This is a genomic window from Alteromonas sp. MMG017 (assembly GCF_018100795.1).
Lineage (GTDB): Bacteria > Pseudomonadota > Gammaproteobacteria > Enterobacterales > Alteromonadaceae > Alteromonas.
Genome location: NZ_JAGJDY010000014.1, coordinates 1 through 15,554 on the forward strand (window position 1 = coordinate 1; position 15,554 = coordinate 15,554).

Genomic DNA, 15,554 nt, shown 5'->3' on the forward strand with positions numbered 1-15,554 from the left:
GTTTGCGGGTAATTAAATACCGCCTAAGCGCTCAGCAAGCACTTTGTAACGCTCTACATCTGCGCTATCAAACAAGGCATTACCGTCAGTGTCTTTTTCTTTTGCCACCAATAAACTTTCTCTTTCCAAGCGTTCTACTCTCACTTCCTGAACACCTAAATAGGCCGCTACTTCTTTTACAGTCATCAAACTCATTCTGCTGGTTCCCAACGTTATTTTGTTTTTAAATTTACTCTCGTTGTAAGCGCAGCTACCGCTGTAATAGCTCGGTGCGCTCAATTATTGAGGTACATATTATTAATAAAATGACTCAATACAGAAATATGAGAATAGCTTAATTTTACAGCTTTGCACTAGATGTATTTTTGTCCGTAACAGTTTCAAAGCGTTATAGTTAATATTTAAGCCTAAAATTGACAAATTACGAATGCTTTTTTGTACAATGCAGAAAATGATATTATAAAAATTATTCTTGCTGTCGGTTATCACCAGCAAGCTATTGGAGAATAAGAAAAAATGGATACTTGGTCAGCAGCCGTCATGTTATTCTTGATCATGGATCCTCTTGGCAATTTGCCTGTGTTCATGTCGGTTTTAAAGTCGATAGAACCCCGAAGACGGCAAATGATTCTTATCAGAGAGTTGCTGTTTGCATTAGGAATTTTGTTTTTATTCCTATTTAGTGGTCAGTCGGTGTTAAATTTCCTCAATGTTGAACAAGAAACGGTCAGCATTGCTGGGGGTATTATCTTATTTTTGATTGCGCTTAAAATGATTTTTCCGTCAGCAGGTAACCCTAGTGGGCTCGCCGTTGGCGAAGAGCCATTTTTGGTGCCGCTGGCTATACCAATGATTGCAGGGCCCTCAACATTAGCGGCGCTCATTCTTCTGGCAAACCAAAACCCAGATCGTATGTCTGACTGGGCACTCGCGCTTGGCGCCTCATGGTTGATAAGTGCAGTAATTTTGATGTTTTCAAATGTGTTTCATAAGCTATTAGGTGAACGTGGCCTTATTGCTATGGAACGACTTATGGGGATGATCCTCGTCATGATAGCCATTCAAATGCTTCTTGATGGTGCTACTCAATACTTTATGCATGCCACCGGAGCTAATTAATGGCAAAGCAAAAACTTAATACATTTGGGCGTGTGCGCGCGCTTGAAGGATTCAAAGCGGTTGCCTTTAGTGCAGCTTTGCTTGAGCGAATGATCCCTAACTACGAGCTGTTCTGTGAAGTTACCGAATTTGGTGACAAAGAAGGTATTCGTAACTGTCTCAATCTTGTATGGGAGTCGGTAAAAGCACCTAAAAGTAAGTTCAATCTTGCAGTACAGCTTGAAAAAGTGGAAGTGGCGACGCCCGATACTAGCGACTTTGATACCTACGGTGTGTATCCTGCTATTGATGCCGCAATTGGGTTGGCCGCTGTGCTTAATCTTATTGCAGGCGACGACCCACAAGGCGCGGTGGTTGTTAGCAAGCTTTCTCAAGGTAGCGTAGAAGCTTACTTGTTAGAAAGTGGCGAAGCCGATGATGAAACCGTAAAAGAGCACCCACTAATGGTATTTGAAGTAGCAGTGCAAGAAGCGTTGCTTGACTGTGTTGAAGCTGGAAAGTCTCCTGCTAGCACGGCTGATGCGCTAAAAGCGATTGCGCTAGAAGAAGGTATTTCGAATATCGGTCTCGATTTGGCTTAGTGTTCTCGTAGTGAGGGCTTAACGCATTTTTCGAGTGACACGGGGTTTACTACACAGCCTTTATCAAATAATAGCAAAGCGCCGATGTGCGCTTTTCTTTTATAATTTGCCAGTGCTCCGGCAGGGAAATAGGCGCTAGGTTCGCTTCGTGCTCTACGTATAACACACCGTCATTTGACAATAAGTTATTAGTGGCAATAGCCGATAACGTTGGTGCTACTAACCCTTTGTTAAAAGGCGGATCGACAAACATAATATCGAAGCTTTTACCTGAAAAGGTAGGGAGTATTGCTAAGGCATCGCCCTGATGGACGCTAGCAGTTTGTGCATTATTAGCCGTCAACAACGCCAAATTCTTTTTCAACTGTGCACTTGCCGATTTATCTAATTCAATAAAATCACAAGAAAGGGCATAGCGTGACAGCGCTTCTAGTCCCAAGCCCCCAGAGCCTGCAAATACATCTAAGCACTTTGCTTCATTCAAATAAGGCATAAGCCAATTGAATAAGGTTTCTTTATTTCGGTCGGTGGTGGGCCGTAAACCTTCTGCGTCGAGAACCGGTAACTTTCTTCCCCGCCATTGACCGCTGATAATGCGAATATGTCCGCCTTTCGCTTTTGCGTGGGTAGAATGAGATTTTTTTGCAGTTGAAGATGCCCTGAGTGGGCGAGAAACTCGCTTCATAGTCGCTGACAATGGTATCATGGGGTTATTCAATATTCGGCAAGTGTAGCCGAAATTGCCCAGTATTTATAAGGATTTGTCTTAACAATGTCGAAACTTTTTGGCTGGTTCGGTAAGAACAAAAAAGCAAATAAGCAAAAAGCACAGGAAAACCAAGATCAAAAGTCAGTTGATCAAAGCGCAGTTTTACCTGATGAATCACAAACTTCAGACGCCGAGCAGCCACATAGCACTGCCGAGCCAGTGGTCAATGACACTGCCGGTAGCGAGTTATCGGGAACTGCCCAGAGCGAGCAAGCTGAAACTGCCCAGAGCGAGCAAGCAGAAACTGCCAATAGCGTGCTACCAGAAACAGCCCAGAGCGTTTCAACAGACACATCTGAGAGCGATTCAGCAGAAAGCGCATCACCAGTGGCAGACGAGCCGGTGCCAGTATCTTTCGAGAAAGCAGACGCTACGCCAGTAAGTGTGGTACCAGATAAGTTAGATACAGTTGAAATAGCCGATGAAGCAAATTCGCCAGCGTCAGTAACTGACAATGAAAATGCCGAAGAGTCGCTTGAAGCGCCAGTTCAAGCTCTTGAATCAAAAAAAGAAAGTGAAGCGCCTACTGTTGAACTTCCTACTCAAGCGGCTAGCGTTTTAGAAGCAGAAGCAGAAGCAGAAGCAGAAGCAGAAGCAGAAGCAGAAGCAGAAGCAGAAGCAGAAGCAGAAGCAGCCGAAGTCGTCAGCGAGCCTGTAGTTGAGACAGCGCCAGCCCCGAAAGAGAAAAAATCACTATTCTCGCGCCTTAAAGAAAGCTTGTCTCGCACTAAAGCAAACTTAGGTAGCGGCCTAGTTAGCCTTTTCAAAGGCAAGGCTATTGATGATGAATTATACGAAGATTTAGAAACCCAATTATTGGTTGCTGATGTGGGAATGGATACCACGCAAAAAATCATTACCCACTTAACGGATAGTGCAAGCCGTAAAGATCTTAAAGACGCAGAGGCCTTGCTAGATATTTTGAAACAGCAAATGGCGGGCATGCTCTCAAAGGTTAATGAACCACTGAGCGATGCCATTAACGCTCACAATAGCGAAGAAGGTCCCTTCGTTATTCTCATGGTTGGCGTAAATGGGGTAGGTAAAACTACCACCATCGGTAAATTGGCTAAACAGTTTCAACAGCAAGGCAAAAAAGTGATGCTGGCAGCGGGTGATACCTTTAGGGCTGCTGCTGTAGAGCAATTGCAGGTATGGGGTGAGCGAAACAGCATTCCGGTTATTGCACAGCATACGGGTGCGGACAGTGCGTCAGTACTTTACGATGCGCTAGAAGCAGCAAAATCCCGTAAAACAGATATTCTTATCGCCGATACCGCAGGTCGTTTGCAGAATAAAGACAACTTGATGGAAGAGCTTAAGAAAGTGGTTCGCGTGATGAAAAAGCTGAACCCTAACGCCCCTCACGAAGTCATGCTTACCCTCGATGCGGGTACAGGGCAAAATGCTATTAGCCAAGCGAAGTTATTCAATCAGGCGGTTGGCTTAACCGGTATTACCCTTACTAAACTAGACGGTACCGCAAAAGGTGGTGTTATCTTCTCAATTGCCGATAAATTTGGTATACCTATCAGATATATAGGGGTTGGTGAAGGCATTGATGACTTACGCCAGTTCGACGGCCAAGAATTTATTGATGCGCTATTCAGTGAAATTGATAGCGGCGAGTAGACAGCATTAATAGCTAATGACGAGAATAGGGTAGTAGGGAACATGCATGATAAAGTTTGAGCAAGTAAGCAAAACCTACCCCGGCGGACAACGGGCGCTGAGTAAAGTCGACTTTCACATTGCCCCTGGAGAAATGGCTTTTCTTACTGGCCACTCTGGCGCTGGTAAAAGTACGCTGCTTAAACTTATCAGTATTATGGAACGCCCCACGGTAGGTCGTGTATTGATTAACGGTCATGATCTTAATGCTATTAGCCGAAGAGATATTGCCTACATCCGTCGTGATATAGGCATGATTTTTCAAAGCCATCAATTGTTGATGGACAAGTCGGTTTTCGACAACGTGGCATTACCGCTTGTGATAGAAGGGTACACTCACAAGGAAATTGGCAAACGTGTCGATGCTGCACTAGAAATGGTAGGGCTACGAGATAAAAGCCGTAATTTACCCATTATGTTATCAGGCGGCGAACAACAGCGGGTTGGTATAGCCCGCGCTGTAGTGAATAAGCCTCCCTTACTTCTTGCCGATGAGCCTACCGGAAACCTCGACCCTAAGCTTTCTATGGAAATTATTCGCTTGTTTGAAGATTTCAACCAAGCCGGTGTATCTGTGTTCATCGCTACCCATGATTTAGGGCTAATTGCTCGAATGAAATATCGCACACTGACGTTGAAAGACGGCCAGATGATTACCGACGGGCTAACCGATGACTTAAATGGGAACTGGCAATGAGTATTCTATTTAAAGGTAGAAGCCAAGGCGCGTCGTCTAGGAAAGTAGGGTTTGTGCAATCTATTGTGATGTTCTTCGTAAGCCATGTTAGGCAAGCCCTTTCAAGCTTAGGTGAATTATGGCGCCAGCCTGCTGCTTCACTGATGACCATTGGCGTGTTGGGCTTAAGTATTACCCTTCCTAGCACGCTTTATATTATGGTTAAAAATACCGAGAAAATTACCGCTGGGTGGGAACAAGCCTCAGAGATATCCTTGTTTCTGAAACCGAATATTTCAGCCGCTAATTCGCAGCAATTGGTTGCTAGGTTAAATACATGGGAAGAAATTGATTCTGTGGTGTTTATACCTGCAGATGATGCGTTAAAAGAGTTTCAGCATTTATCAGGGTTAGGCGATGCGATTGCGTATTTGCAAAGTAACCCGCTACCCGATGTTGTGTTAGTGACACCCATAGATAAGCATGCCACGCCGAATGCCGCTAAAACGCTACTTGATAAGCTAAAGCAGCAGCGTGAGGTTGATATAGGTAAGTTAGATATAGAATGGTTAGAGCGCTTGTATGCAGTTATTGATATTGCCAGCGACCTTGTCACCTTTATTGGTATTTTATTGTTCTTCGCTGTGGTGCTGATTATTGGCAACACTATTCGACTGAACATTCTTAATAAGCACGATGAAATAGTCGTAATGAAGCTAGTAGGGGCAACCGATGCCTTTATTCACCGTCCATTTCTATATACCGGTTTTTGGTACGGCTTACTAGGCGGGCTAATGGCATGGTTTGCCGTCATCATTATTCTATGGTGGATGGATAGCAGTATTGAGACCTTTGCCGCCATGTATCAAAAAGACTTTAATATCACAGGCCTGACAGGTACAGCGTTATTAACGATGCTGGGGCTATCTATTACATTAGGGTTGCTGGGCTCGCTTATTTCAGTGCAACGCCATGTAAGACAAATTGAACCAAAATAAGCGTTATCTTACTGACTAGCTTTGATAGGCCTAGCTTTGAACGGGAGCGCGTGGGAAGTGCGTAGAAATAGCGCTTCTCACACCGTTACCCCACACAATCGCTTGGTTATAAAGGATATGAAGCTGCTTTTGGTCAATATCTAATACTTTTGCCTGTTTAATCACGTTCATCCACAGCGCACCTTCAAAAGCGCGAACTAGGCTCATGTAACTGTTGAATTCAGGCGTCTTTCCTAAGATAGCGTCATTTAAGTCTTCTGATAGCGGGAGTTGTTTAAGCACATCTTCTATGGACTGATCTAATAACGCATCTAATAACGAAAACAACCCTACTAAAAAGCCGATAGGTGGGTTCGCTTTTAAGCCACGCTTGGCCGACAACAAATCGAAAAACTTGGCCCTAACCAAAGACATATGAATAATCTCTAACGGCTTATCATCACCTAAATTAGTAAGGCTAAGTAGCGCGATAAATTTCTTTACCTCTACTTCACCCATATAATTAAGGGCGTGTTTCAGTGAGGTTATTTTGTGGCGCTTATTAATCAATGGGTTATTGATAAATTTAAGCAATAGGTAGCTTAGTGCGGCATCACGCTCAACAATTTGGCTAACTCTATCAATATCAAAACTATCGTTTGAACACTCGCCAATAAGGTCGACAATATTCATTTTCGACGCAGGCAATTGACGCAGTATGCGTGCTTCTGGCTGGGCAAAGAAATAGCCTTGGAACAAATCAAACCCAAGGTCCACACTGGTCGCAAATTGATCTTGTGTATCTACTTGTTCGGCTACGAGTTTAACGTTGGCATCTAGGTATCTTGGAATATTCTTCTCTATGTTTTCGAAACGAATTTGCGAGAGATCTACTTTTACGATATCAACAAGGGGCAGAATTTCATGCTTAGCACTAAGCATCATAGGATCGTCAATAGCAATACGAAAGCCAAGGCGCTTTATGTGCTGGCAAGCTTCTAACAAGCCCGTTTGAGCAAAAGGGTTATCAGCCAATTCAACCACAACCGACTCTGGGTTCAGTGTGGTAGGGAAGCGAGAAATAATGGTTTCAGATGAAAAGTTAATAAAAGAGGTCTTTTCACCGCTAATATCATCTAGCCCTAGTGGATGAAAGTGTTCAGAAATATATTGCGCTTTTTCAGGAGAATGCTCGGGGTACGCGCCAGCCTTGCCATCTCGAAACAAAAGTTCGTAAGCAAATACATCCTTTGTTTTATCCAAAATCGGTTGGCGAGCGATAAACGCGAACATACAAGTTCCCTACTGGCACGTTGAACAATCATCAACGAATATTACTGTAATTTACACCACCATAACATGCATTTACGAAAATCGCGTTAATTTGCGCATTACATTTTGCAAGTCATATTAATGAACGTACATTCTTGAATTACTTTTTCTCTACCTGCGCTGAAACATGTACGTGGTGGGCCCATTTCATCGCTTCATTATAGTAACCATGAAGCAGAGTTTGCTGAATTTTGTATTTACCGGAAAATTTCTTAATACCTGCCCAGTTCGCCCTTTCAAAATACTTCGCCAAGGTAAGACAGTCTTTCAACACGCCAGGCTCGCCACAAAGCGCATCTTTTACATTATCGCTAATAGGTACCTTGCTAACCAATTCGTCGATATGTTGTTCCATCATGGCATCAAGCATAGACAAAAGGCCGGTTAAAAAGCCGGTAAGTGGATTTTCTCGTTCTTTAAAAGAGATAAACACAAGCTCACAAAATTTTGCCCGCACAAGAGCCATCTGCATCAATTCTTGAGGCTGGCCGTCATTCAGATTAGCCAAAGCAAGCAACGCGATAAACTTCTTAACTTCAACTTCGCCCATAAAGTTAAGCGCATGCTTGAGGGATGTAATTTTATTTCGCTTATTAATAAGCGGATTATTGATGAAGCGTAATAGCAAATAGGTGAGGGAAGGATCGCGCTCAATAATGCGATTCACTTCATCAAAATTTAGCTTGGGTTGGCTACTTAATGTGAGTAGCTCCATCATGGTAAGCGCGCTGGGGCCTAATTTACGATGACGAACAATTTCTGGTTTAGCTAGGAAGTAACCTTGAAAATAGTCGAAGCCCATTTCCTTAAACTTGTGAAACTCTTCGTAGGTTTCAATTTTTTCGGCCACAAGTTCGATGTTGTGCGATTTGAAGCGTTTAACTAATGAAGGAATAGTGTCGTGAGCAATTTCAGTAATGTCTATTTTAACGATACTGGTAAAAGGAACGAAAGCGTCCCACTTCTCTTCCATATCATAATCATCAAGTGCAATGGGGTAACCTAACCCTCGAATATGTTTGCACGCGGCAATAAGTGCATCATCTACCTCAACGGTTTCTACAATTTCAATAACCACTTTGCTAGCATCTAACGAGGTAGGGAATCGGTACATCAAGGTATCGCGGTGGAAATTAATGAATGCTTTTTTATCACCTGTTATTTCTTCAATACCTAAGCTTAAATGCGTAGACGTTAAAATTTTTGAGGTGGCCTCATCGGGCGGAATATCTGGAAAGCAATTGTCTTCCCCTATTCGAAAAAGTAATTCGTAAGCGTAAACGTTCCTATTTACGTCGAATATGGGTTGTCTTGCTACGTATGCGAACATCGAGTGCCTCTTTGCTCTCGCCGCGTAAAAACGCGATTGAAGTCGTTAAAATGAAAATTTTATTATTATTTTATCATTTAATTTTTTTATTATAGTGCCGAGCGCTTTTAAGGCATAAATTTTATATCTTATTGTAAGTAAAAAAGCGATGCTAGCAATCGAAAAATTGTAATAGTCTGCGTATTTAAGAGCGGCTAAAATAGCTGTCTTGATACATGGCAATAATACGACCGAATTTAAGTTTGATATAACCTTTTGAAAGATGAATGGCATGTTTTATATACATTTTGAATGTATAATAGGCATATATCGTGAATATCTGCTTCGATAAGCTGTTTCCTCTGGAGTAGCACTTATTTTTCTTCGAAGCTTTCGGTGATATTTATTGAGCGTTGTAGCGTAATCATAAATTCGTTTTACAATGCTTAAGTGATTTGGAAAGAGATAGACACTAATTGAACTGTTTTTTGCAATTGTGGTCTTGATCTTTAGAAGATGGGTACTACATACCAATAACTGGTTTAGTTTCTCATCGCAATTAAGTCTCGCGCGGCTGATGTTACTTTGCTAATATCAAGTTGCAAAGAATGAGGTGAATAATGAGCAATAAATTGCAATCCCTAGCACTATCAGTTCCTCACAGCGGTAGCATTGAAGGCTACGTACAAGCTGTAAGTCGTATTGATATGCTAACTGCAGAAGAAGAGCGCGCATTAGCGGTGCGTCTTCGTGAAGATGAAGATTTAGAAGCAGCACGTAAGCTGGTTATGTCTCATCTACGCTTTGTTGTGCATATTGCAAAATCTTATTCTGGATATGGTTTGCCACAAGCTGATCTTATCCAAGAAGGTAATATTGGTTTAATGAAAGCGGTTAAGCGTTTCGACCCAACAGTGGGCGTTCGTTTGGTTTCTTTTGCCGTACATTGGATCAAAGCTGAAATTCATGAGTTCGTACTTAAGAACTGGCGTATTGTTAAAGTTGCTACTACAAAAGCGCAACGTAAATTGTTCTTCAACTTACGTAAAGCGAAAAAGCGTCTTGGTTGGTTTACCCACGAAGAAGTGCAAACGGTAGCCAGCGAGCTGGGTGTGAGTACGAAAGAAGTGCTTCAAATGGAAGCGCGAATGAGCAGCCAAGATCAAGCATTCGATCTTTCTGCTGACGAAGACGAAACGGGCAACTTTGCACCGGTTCAATTTCTTGAAGATAAATCAACTGATGTTGAAATGGACGTTATTAATAACGATTGGGATACTAATGCGAGCAAGCGTTTGTACTCAGCCATTAAGACACTAGATGATAGAAGCCAAGATATTATCGAAACTCGTTGGTTGGCTGACAGCAAAATTACACTTCAAGATCTTGCTGATAAGTACGAAGTATCTGCTGAACGTGTTCGTCAAATTGAAAAGAACGCGATGAAAAAGCTTCAAGCTGCCATGGTCGCGTAAGTGAGCGCCTAAGCTAAGCAAACATAATTAAAAAAAGCGCCTATTGGCGCTTTTTTTGTATTTTTTATATTTCATTTACGAAAGTAAAAAACAGCGAATAATATACCTTTGCTCGTTAGGCCTCAGTTTGCTCTGGAAGCACCCAAAACACCCCTTCAAACTCTGCCACGGCATTATCGCCATCCAAGATATCTACGTTCAAAGCAAATCGCGCTTTCTCACCTTTTTCTAAAGGCTTAAATTTGCCCGATAAGGTTTCTATATTACAGATTGCACGAGGCTTCATAGTAATGGGCTTATGATAGTGAATATCGCCGTCGCCCAATACAATATCGCCTGTTAGTCCACGCTCTTTGAGTTGTAAGTAAATCATTCCCCAGCCAGTTAATGTGGCTAACGAAAAAATACTGCCGGCAAACATAGTGCCGTGAACATTAATATTCTTATTAAGTGACGCTCGGGTTTCTAATGTTCTGCCTGTGTATTGGTATAATTTAATACCCATATGTTCAGTAATGGGAATGGTATCAGTCCAGGTTTGCTGTAACGATTTACACCATTTGGGATGCAGTACTAAGGTGTTATTTTCAGTGAGCTTTTTCACCATTTGCTGGCGTCTTAGCATGCCTAATTCGTTAGGCGCTTCACGTTCAACAACGAAGCCGCATGAACTGAAAAAGTCGATAGAAACTTCTCGGCTGTTGGTCACCGCGCGAATAGCTCCCAATTCTTTCGCCACGTTCTCTAAAGCGTCCATTATCATCTGCCCAAGCCCTTTACGCAGATGATCAGGGTGTACGGCAATATGACGAATTTGTGCTTCTTCAGCGGTATTTAAATGCACGCGGCCACAGGCAACAATTTCGCCTTTACCGTTCACTATGGTGCGATGCTCTGCCACTTGTTCATACTCATCTTTCTCTGAACCAGGAGGAAAGTTCCATGGCTGGCGAAGGTGAGCCCAGCGAAAATGAAAATAGGCTTCGAATTCAGTATCGCTTTTAGGGGTTACAACCTTATACACAATAGAGAGGCCTCGTATGAAAGAATGAAAATCTATTTAACCTTACGCTTTTTAACTGCACAAGATTAATTCTAGTATGTTCATTATACCTGAAACTGGAAGGTGGCGGGTCCGTCATTCACTAAAGCGACTTTCATTTCAGCACCAAATTGCCCCGTTTCCACTACAATGCCCTTTTGTTTAAGGGATTCTATGAATTGCAGATAAATAGCATTGCCATGTTCAGGTGTTGCCCCTCTAGAAAAGCCTGGACGATTGCCTTTTTGCGTATCGGCCACTAGGGTGAATTGAGACACTACTAATATTTTCCCCCCAATTTGCTCAACATTTAGGTTCATTTTTCCATCGCTGTCGGAAAAAATACGGTAGCGGCATAATTTGTTAGCAAGCTTTTCGATTTGTTCTGGGCTATCGTCTTTTTCAACGCCAAGCAGCACTAGCATACCTTGCTCAATTTCACCGATGATTTCATTGTTCACTGACACGCTAGCTTCAGACACTCGTTGAACCAACCCAATCATTACTTTTGCTCCTTTAAAAATCTTGCCATATCTCTGGTTGCGCGGCACAACGCATAAGCAATGCCGGGTTCAGACGTACTGTGGCCAGCATCAGGAATGATTTGAAGTTGGCTTCCCGGCCACGACTTATGTAATGATTCTGCCGCTTCAGTTTTGCATATCATGTCATATCGACCATGAATGATAGTGCCAGGAATATCGCGTATTTTATCTATATTATCAAGTATGTAGCCTTCATCAATAAAGCATTTGTTGGTTAGGAAATGGCATTCAAGAGTGGCTAAGCTGGTGACAAGCGATAGGGGATATTGACTGGTGGAATCGCCAGTACCAGGTGGTAAAGACACGCGAGAAAGTCGCTCCTCCCATTGATACCAGCGCTTTAGCGCCGCATGTCGTTGTACTTCGTTATCGGCTTTCAATGTATTGAGATAATGCGCACAAATAGCCGAAGTACTTAGCGGGGCGTCTATCCCTTTAACGAACTGGCGATAATATTCTGGAAAAAGCTGAGCAGCACCACCTTGTGGTGACAAAAACCAATCTCTGTCTTGCTGGCGCGCTAAAAATACGCCGCGAAGAATAAGCCCACTAACATGATCAGCATACCTAAAGGCATAAAGGAGCGCTAAGGTTGAACCCCATGAGCCTCCAAACACTAACCAACTCGATACGTTGAGCTGCCGCCTGAGTATTTCAATATCTTCTACATTTAGCCATGTATCGTTGTCTTTGGTGCTGGCTAATGGGGTTGAACGTCCGCATCCTCTTTGCTCGAATCCGATGATACGGTATCGGTTACTGTCGAAGAAGCATTTATAATTCGGCGGTAAACCAGCACCTGGGCCGCCATGAATAAAGAGTACTGGAATACCCTCAGGGTTGCCGCTCTGCTCATAATAGAGAGAGTGCCCACATCCCACCTCGATAAATCCATTTTGGTAACAGGTAACATCTGGGTAAAGTCGTTTCATTTTATTTCCGCGCGTTGTGCGGGTGCCTGTTTTAGTTTAGTTTATTCTTATGAAATACTACATAATCATATTCTGATAACAATTGCGAGGAAGTTTCTATGTCAGGGCAAGGATCTGGCGGCAATGTGATTGCTGCAATCTGTAATTTTTTTATTCCAGGGTTAGGGCATTTAGTACAAGGGCGAATACTTGGCGCACTATTTTATTTTATTGTGGTTGGTGTGAGCTATGCGCTTGCCGCAACCGTAGTACTAGCAATTGTATTTTGGCCATTAGGCGTTATTTTGCACATTATCTGTATTATTAGCGCGGCCCGCTATCGAGGGAGAGAGATGTTATGAGGCTAATAGCAACTGCTATTATTGCTATGTTGGTATTAACTGGCTGCCAATCTGCGTATTACGCAGCGTGGGAGAAAGTAGGCGTTGAAAAACGCGATATCCTTGTTGACCGTGTTGAAAACGCAAAAGAGTCGCAAGAAGACGCTCAGGAAGAGTTTAGCTCTGCATTGGAAGCTTTCAGTGCCGTAGTGGCTTTTGAAGGTGGTGAGCTAGAAGATGTTTATAACAAGCTTAATAGCGAGTATGAAAACAGCCTTTCTGCCGCCAATGAGGTTTCATCTCGCATTGATAAAGTTGAAGGTGTTGCCGAAGCACTTTTTGACGAATGGGAAGATGAGTTAGAAAAGTATCAAAATGCGTCATTAAAACGTGAAAGCTCAGATAAGTTACGTGATACCGAGCGCAGATATAGTGCGCTTATCAAAACCATGCGTAAAGCAGAGAGTAGAATGGCGCCAGTACTAAGCGCTTTTCAAGACAACGTTTTGTACTTGAAGCATAACTTGAACGCTAGCGCGATTGGTGCGTTACAAGGTGAGCTTACTAATATTCAAAATGATGTTGACCAGCTCATTCAGCAAATGAATTCAGCCATCGCTGAATCTGATGCCTTTATTGCTGCTATGTCTAACTAGTGAGTGCTTAACGTATTGTCATTGGATTAATAAAACCAATAAGATACCAAAAAGGCGTTGTAGTTTCCTACAACGCCTTTTTTATTCTTCGGGTATTTGCCTTGGCTCGTCTTCCGCTTTTCGATTTTCAAACGCTTGGCCTAAGCTGCATGTGAATTCGGCGCCTAATAGCACCAATACCCATGAAATATAAACCCACAAAAATAGGATAGGCACGACTGCTAACGCACCGTATATCAACTCATAAGAAGGGAAATTAGTAATATAAAGGGCAAAGCCAGACTTCGTTAACTCAAACGCAACCGTTGCCAAAATGGCACCTGAAATAGCGTGACGGGCGAAAACACGTCGGTTAGGTACTATCATGTACAAAATAAAGAAAGCCAGCATGGCCGCGAAGCTAGGCACGAGGGTGAGTAAAAAAGTACCCAACCCTGGCGTATATTCTTCCGCAAAAGCAGCAAGCCCAGCTAAATAAGAACTAATTATCACGCTTGAGCCAATAAGCATAGGCCCTAGGGTAATTACCATCCAATAGATAGCAAACGTATAAATAATAGGACGATCGCTTTGAGTGCGCCAAATCCGGTTAAGGGTTTTATCGACATTGGAAATCAACATGAGTGCCACTACAAGCAACGATAAAATACCGATAGCGCCCATTTCAGAAGCGTTGCCCACAAAGTCAGACATATACTCGTGAACCGTATCGCTGGCGGTAGGCACAAAATTATTAAAGATAAAGTATTCTAATTTGCCTCGCACGGAAGCAAACGCAGGAAACGCCGACATGATGGTGAAAGTCACCATAATAAAAGGAACAAGAGACAGCAACGTAACGTAGGCTAGGTGGCCTGCGGAGATAGTAATATTGTCTTCACGGCAACGCTTAATGAAGATAGTGAAAAGATCGACAACTTGTGGTGCGAGCTTATGATAGATGGCTTTTACCCGATCCCAATTCACACTTTACTCCTAGTTATTACTCGCCTTGGCCATTCGCCGTTTTACCTTGGCCTTTTACAGCGAAGTAAGGTTGCAACGAGGCAAACGAGTCGTTCAAATACCTGATAATAGGCAAATGGTATACTGGTCTGCCCTATAGGAGCAAAGGTTTAATCGAAATTAACCTGCTCGCACACCTAGCATGTGGCAAATAGCGTAGCTCAACTCACTACGGTTAAGGGTGTAAAAATGAAAATGCTTCACGCCTTCTTTGGCTAGTACCTTAACCTGATCCATCGCGATGTTAGCACCAATGAGGTTCCGAGTAGCTTGATCGTCATCGTCAAGTCCATCGAACATTTTGTGTAAGAACCCAGGTACATGTACGTTGGTGAAACCGGCGAACTTTACCAAGGTCTGGTAATTGGTTACTGGCAGTATGCCAGGCACTAGGTCTAGGTCGATACCTGCAGCTGCTGCTCGGTCACGAAAACGTAAAAATACACTGGTGTCGAAGAAAAACTGAGAAATAGCTTCGCTCGCACCGGCTTCTGCTTTGCGTTTAAGGTTTAATAAATCGAATTGGGCATTAGGCGCTTCAGGGTGTTTTTCAGGGTAGGCGGCAACCGATATATCGAAATCGGCTACATCTTTTAGTAATGCCACTAAATCAGAGGCATACATTTCAGTATCTTTCACACCTGGCGGTAAATCACCACGAAGAGCAACAATACGACGAATGCCAGAATCCCAGTAGTCTTGGGCGATCTGTCTAAGTTCGTCTCGGCTGGCATCCACACACGTGAGGTGTGGCACGGCTGCAACCCCAGTTTGTTGTTGAATGCGTTTTACCACGTCATGTGTGCGATCACGCTCACCACTGTTTGCACCATAGGTCACCGACATATAACTTGGTTTTAATGGTGCTAAACGTTCAACTGACTTCCACAAGGTTTGTTCCATTTTCTCTGATTTTGGTGGAAAAAACTCGAATGACACATCAATATCACGCAGTTCCGAAAGGGACTGATTGAGTGCATCGACACCTTGTGCGTAAGAAACCATGGTAAAATTACTCTTTTATAGACGTTTAGACGTCCAAAATAAAGAATTTACGTCTAGACGTCAAGAGGTTTACACTGCTCAATTGACCTTTTCGTCAACTTGTTTAGAATTTCTCTTCATAACATAAATAAGATCAGACA

The 15,554-nt window shown here is 42.9% G+C and carries 17 protein-coding genes; 8 read left to right on the forward strand and 9 right to left on the reverse strand.

The annotated features are described in order from the left end of the window. Window positions 1-12 precede the first annotated feature (12 nt). On the reverse strand, window positions 13-195 hold the full coding sequence (locus J8L84_RS18090; protein ID WP_013786295.1) for a MerR family transcriptional regulator: 183 nt from the start codon (window positions 193-195) through the stop codon (window positions 13-15). A gap of 321 nt (window positions 196-516) precedes the next feature. On the opposite strand from J8L84_RS18090, the gene J8L84_RS18095 reads away from it, so the two are divergent. Then, complete coding sequence (locus tag J8L84_RS18095; RefSeq protein ID WP_211071920.1) at window positions 517-1,119, forward strand: YhgN family NAAT transporter; 603 nt, start codon at window positions 517-519, stop codon at window positions 1,117-1,119. Continuing rightward, window positions 1,119-1,700: a YjaG family protein gene (locus J8L84_RS18100; RefSeq protein ID WP_211071921.1), complete on the forward strand. Its 582-nt coding sequence runs from the start codon at window positions 1,119-1,121 to the stop codon at window positions 1,698-1,700. The genes J8L84_RS18095 and J8L84_RS18100 overlap by 1 nt, the downstream gene beginning before the upstream one ends. Window positions 1,701-1,749: 49 nt before the next feature. On the opposite strand, the gene rsmD is transcribed toward J8L84_RS18100, so the two are convergent. Beyond that, on the reverse strand, window positions 1,750-2,406 hold the full coding sequence (gene rsmD, locus J8L84_RS18105; RefSeq protein ID WP_211071922.1) for a 16S rRNA (guanine(966)-N(2))-methyltransferase RsmD: 657 nt from the start codon (window positions 2,404-2,406) through the stop codon (window positions 1,750-1,752). 66 nt (window positions 2,407-2,472) lie between these two features. On the opposite strand from rsmD, the gene ftsY reads away from it, so the two are divergent. From ftsY to ftsX, 3 genes are read left to right on the forward strand one after another with little or no spacing between them, the layout of a single operon-like run. Continuing rightward, window positions 2,473-4,101, forward strand: coding sequence for a signal recognition particle-docking protein FtsY (gene ftsY, locus J8L84_RS18110; RefSeq protein ID WP_211071923.1), 1,629 nt, complete (start codon window positions 2,473-2,475; stop codon window positions 4,099-4,101). Between the two features lie 46 nt (window positions 4,102-4,147). After that, on the forward strand, window positions 4,148-4,837 hold the full coding sequence (ftsE, locus tag J8L84_RS18115; RefSeq protein WP_013786290.1) for a cell division ATP-binding protein FtsE: 690 nt from the start codon (window positions 4,148-4,150) through the stop codon (window positions 4,835-4,837). Then, complete coding sequence (gene ftsX / locus J8L84_RS18120) at window positions 4,834-5,814, forward strand: permease-like cell division protein FtsX (protein ID WP_211071924.1); 981 nt, start codon at window positions 4,834-4,836, stop codon at window positions 5,812-5,814. The genes ftsE and ftsX overlap by 4 nt, the downstream gene beginning before the upstream one ends. A 30-nt stretch (window positions 5,815-5,844) precedes the next feature. On the opposite strand, the gene J8L84_RS18125 is transcribed toward ftsX, so the two are convergent. Next, window positions 5,845-7,086, reverse strand: a complete 1,242-nt coding sequence (locus tag J8L84_RS18125) for an EAL domain-containing protein (RefSeq protein WP_211071925.1) — start codon at window positions 7,084-7,086, stop codon at window positions 5,845-5,847. Between the two features lie 139 nt (window positions 7,087-7,225). Then, window positions 7,226-8,455 carry an EAL domain-containing protein gene (locus J8L84_RS18130; protein ID WP_211071926.1) on the reverse strand — a complete coding sequence of 410 codons (1,230 nt, stop codon included), beginning with the start codon at window positions 8,453-8,455 and terminating at the stop codon, window positions 7,226-7,228. Between the two features lie 599 nt (window positions 8,456-9,054). Between J8L84_RS18130 and rpoH the strand changes: the two genes are divergently transcribed. Continuing rightward, window positions 9,055-9,909: an RNA polymerase sigma factor RpoH gene (rpoH, locus tag J8L84_RS18135; protein WP_013786286.1), complete on the forward strand. Its 855-nt coding sequence runs from the start codon at window positions 9,055-9,057 to the stop codon at window positions 9,907-9,909. A gap of 115 nt (window positions 9,910-10,024) precedes the next feature. Here the strand turns inward: rpoH and J8L84_RS18140 are convergent, their stop codons facing one another. The 3 genes from J8L84_RS18140 to pip form a co-directional block, all read right to left on the reverse strand. Continuing rightward, window positions 10,025-10,933: a bifunctional GNAT family N-acetyltransferase/hotdog fold thioesterase gene (locus J8L84_RS18140; protein ID WP_057795737.1), complete on the reverse strand. Its 909-nt coding sequence runs from the start codon at window positions 10,931-10,933 to the stop codon at window positions 10,025-10,027. Window positions 10,934-11,016: 83 nt separating this feature from the next. Continuing rightward, window positions 11,017-11,454, reverse strand: a complete 438-nt coding sequence (gene dtd, locus J8L84_RS18145; RefSeq protein ID WP_211071927.1) for a D-aminoacyl-tRNA deacylase — start codon at window positions 11,452-11,454, stop codon at window positions 11,017-11,019. Continuing rightward, complete coding sequence (gene pip / locus J8L84_RS18150) at window positions 11,454-12,428, reverse strand: prolyl aminopeptidase (protein ID WP_211071928.1); 975 nt, start codon at window positions 12,426-12,428, stop codon at window positions 11,454-11,456. Before pip ends, dtd begins: the two co-directional genes overlap by 1 nt. Before the next feature lie 98 nt (window positions 12,429-12,526). Here pip and J8L84_RS18155 point away from each other — a divergent pair, with 98 nt between their 5' ends. Together J8L84_RS18155 and J8L84_RS18160 are read left to right on the forward strand one after the other, a co-directional pair. Next, window positions 12,527-12,769 carry a hypothetical protein gene (locus J8L84_RS18155; RefSeq protein ID WP_013786282.1) on the forward strand — a complete coding sequence of 81 codons (243 nt, stop codon included), beginning with the start codon at window positions 12,527-12,529 and terminating at the stop codon, window positions 12,767-12,769. Further along, window positions 12,766-13,404, forward strand: coding sequence for a DUF2959 domain-containing protein (locus tag J8L84_RS18160; protein ID WP_211071929.1), 639 nt, complete (start codon window positions 12,766-12,768; stop codon window positions 13,402-13,404). The genes J8L84_RS18155 and J8L84_RS18160 overlap by 4 nt, the downstream gene beginning before the upstream one ends. Before the next feature lie 81 nt (window positions 13,405-13,485). On the opposite strand, the gene J8L84_RS18165 is transcribed toward J8L84_RS18160, so the two are convergent. After that, the gene (locus tag J8L84_RS18165) at window positions 13,486-14,370 is read right to left on the reverse strand and encodes a virulence factor BrkB family protein (RefSeq protein ID WP_211071930.1); all 885 of its coding nucleotides are present in this window, start codon (window positions 14,368-14,370) and stop codon (window positions 13,486-13,488) included. Between the two features lie 159 nt (window positions 14,371-14,529). Beyond that, entirely contained in the window at window positions 14,530-15,414 is an 885-nt protein-coding gene (metF, locus tag J8L84_RS18170; protein ID WP_013786279.1) for a methylenetetrahydrofolate reductase, read from the reverse strand. Window positions 15,415-15,554: the final 140 nt, after the last annotated feature.

Excerpts from the sequence above, each read along its gene's own strand:
- J8L84_RS18090 (WP_013786295.1), bottom strand. The coding sequence starts at position 195 with ATGAGTTTGATGACTGTAAAAGAAGTAGCGGCCTATTTAGGTGTTCAG.
- J8L84_RS18095 (WP_211071920.1), top strand. The coding sequence starts at position 517 with ATGGATACTTGGTCAGCAGCCGTCATGTTATTCTTGATCATGGATCCT.
- J8L84_RS18100 (WP_211071921.1), top strand. The coding sequence starts at position 1,119 with ATGGCAAAGCAAAAACTTAATACATTTGGGCGTGTGCGCGCGCTTGAA.
- rsmD (WP_211071922.1), bottom strand. The coding sequence starts at position 2,406 with ATGATACCATTGTCAGCGACTATGAAGCGAGTTTCTCGCCCACTCAGG.
- ftsY (WP_211071923.1), top strand. The coding sequence starts at position 2,473 with ATGTCGAAACTTTTTGGCTGGTTCGGTAAGAACAAAAAAGCAAATAAG.
- ftsE (WP_013786290.1), top strand. The coding sequence starts at position 4,148 with ATGATAAAGTTTGAGCAAGTAAGCAAAACCTACCCCGGCGGACAACGG.
- ftsX (WP_211071924.1), top strand. The coding sequence starts at position 4,834 with ATGAGTATTCTATTTAAAGGTAGAAGCCAAGGCGCGTCGTCTAGGAAA.
- J8L84_RS18125 (WP_211071925.1), bottom strand. The coding sequence starts at position 7,086 with ATGTTCGCGTTTATCGCTCGCCAACCGATTTTGGATAAAACAAAGGAT.
- J8L84_RS18130 (WP_211071926.1), bottom strand. The coding sequence starts at position 8,455 with ATGTTCGCATACGTAGCAAGACAACCCATATTCGACGTAAATAGGAAC.
- rpoH (WP_013786286.1), top strand. The coding sequence starts at position 9,055 with ATGAGCAATAAATTGCAATCCCTAGCACTATCAGTTCCTCACAGCGGT.
- dtd (WP_211071927.1), bottom strand. The coding sequence starts at position 11,454 with ATGATTGGGTTGGTTCAACGAGTGTCTGAAGCTAGCGTGTCAGTGAAC.
- pip (WP_211071928.1), bottom strand. The coding sequence starts at position 12,428 with ATGAAACGACTTTACCCAGATGTTACCTGTTACCAAAATGGATTTATC.
- J8L84_RS18155 (WP_013786282.1), top strand. The coding sequence starts at position 12,527 with ATGTCAGGGCAAGGATCTGGCGGCAATGTGATTGCTGCAATCTGTAAT.
- J8L84_RS18160 (WP_211071929.1), top strand. The coding sequence starts at position 12,766 with ATGAGGCTAATAGCAACTGCTATTATTGCTATGTTGGTATTAACTGGC.
- metF (WP_013786279.1), bottom strand. The coding sequence starts at position 15,414 with ATGGTTTCTTACGCACAAGGTGTCGATGCACTCAATCAGTCCCTTTCG.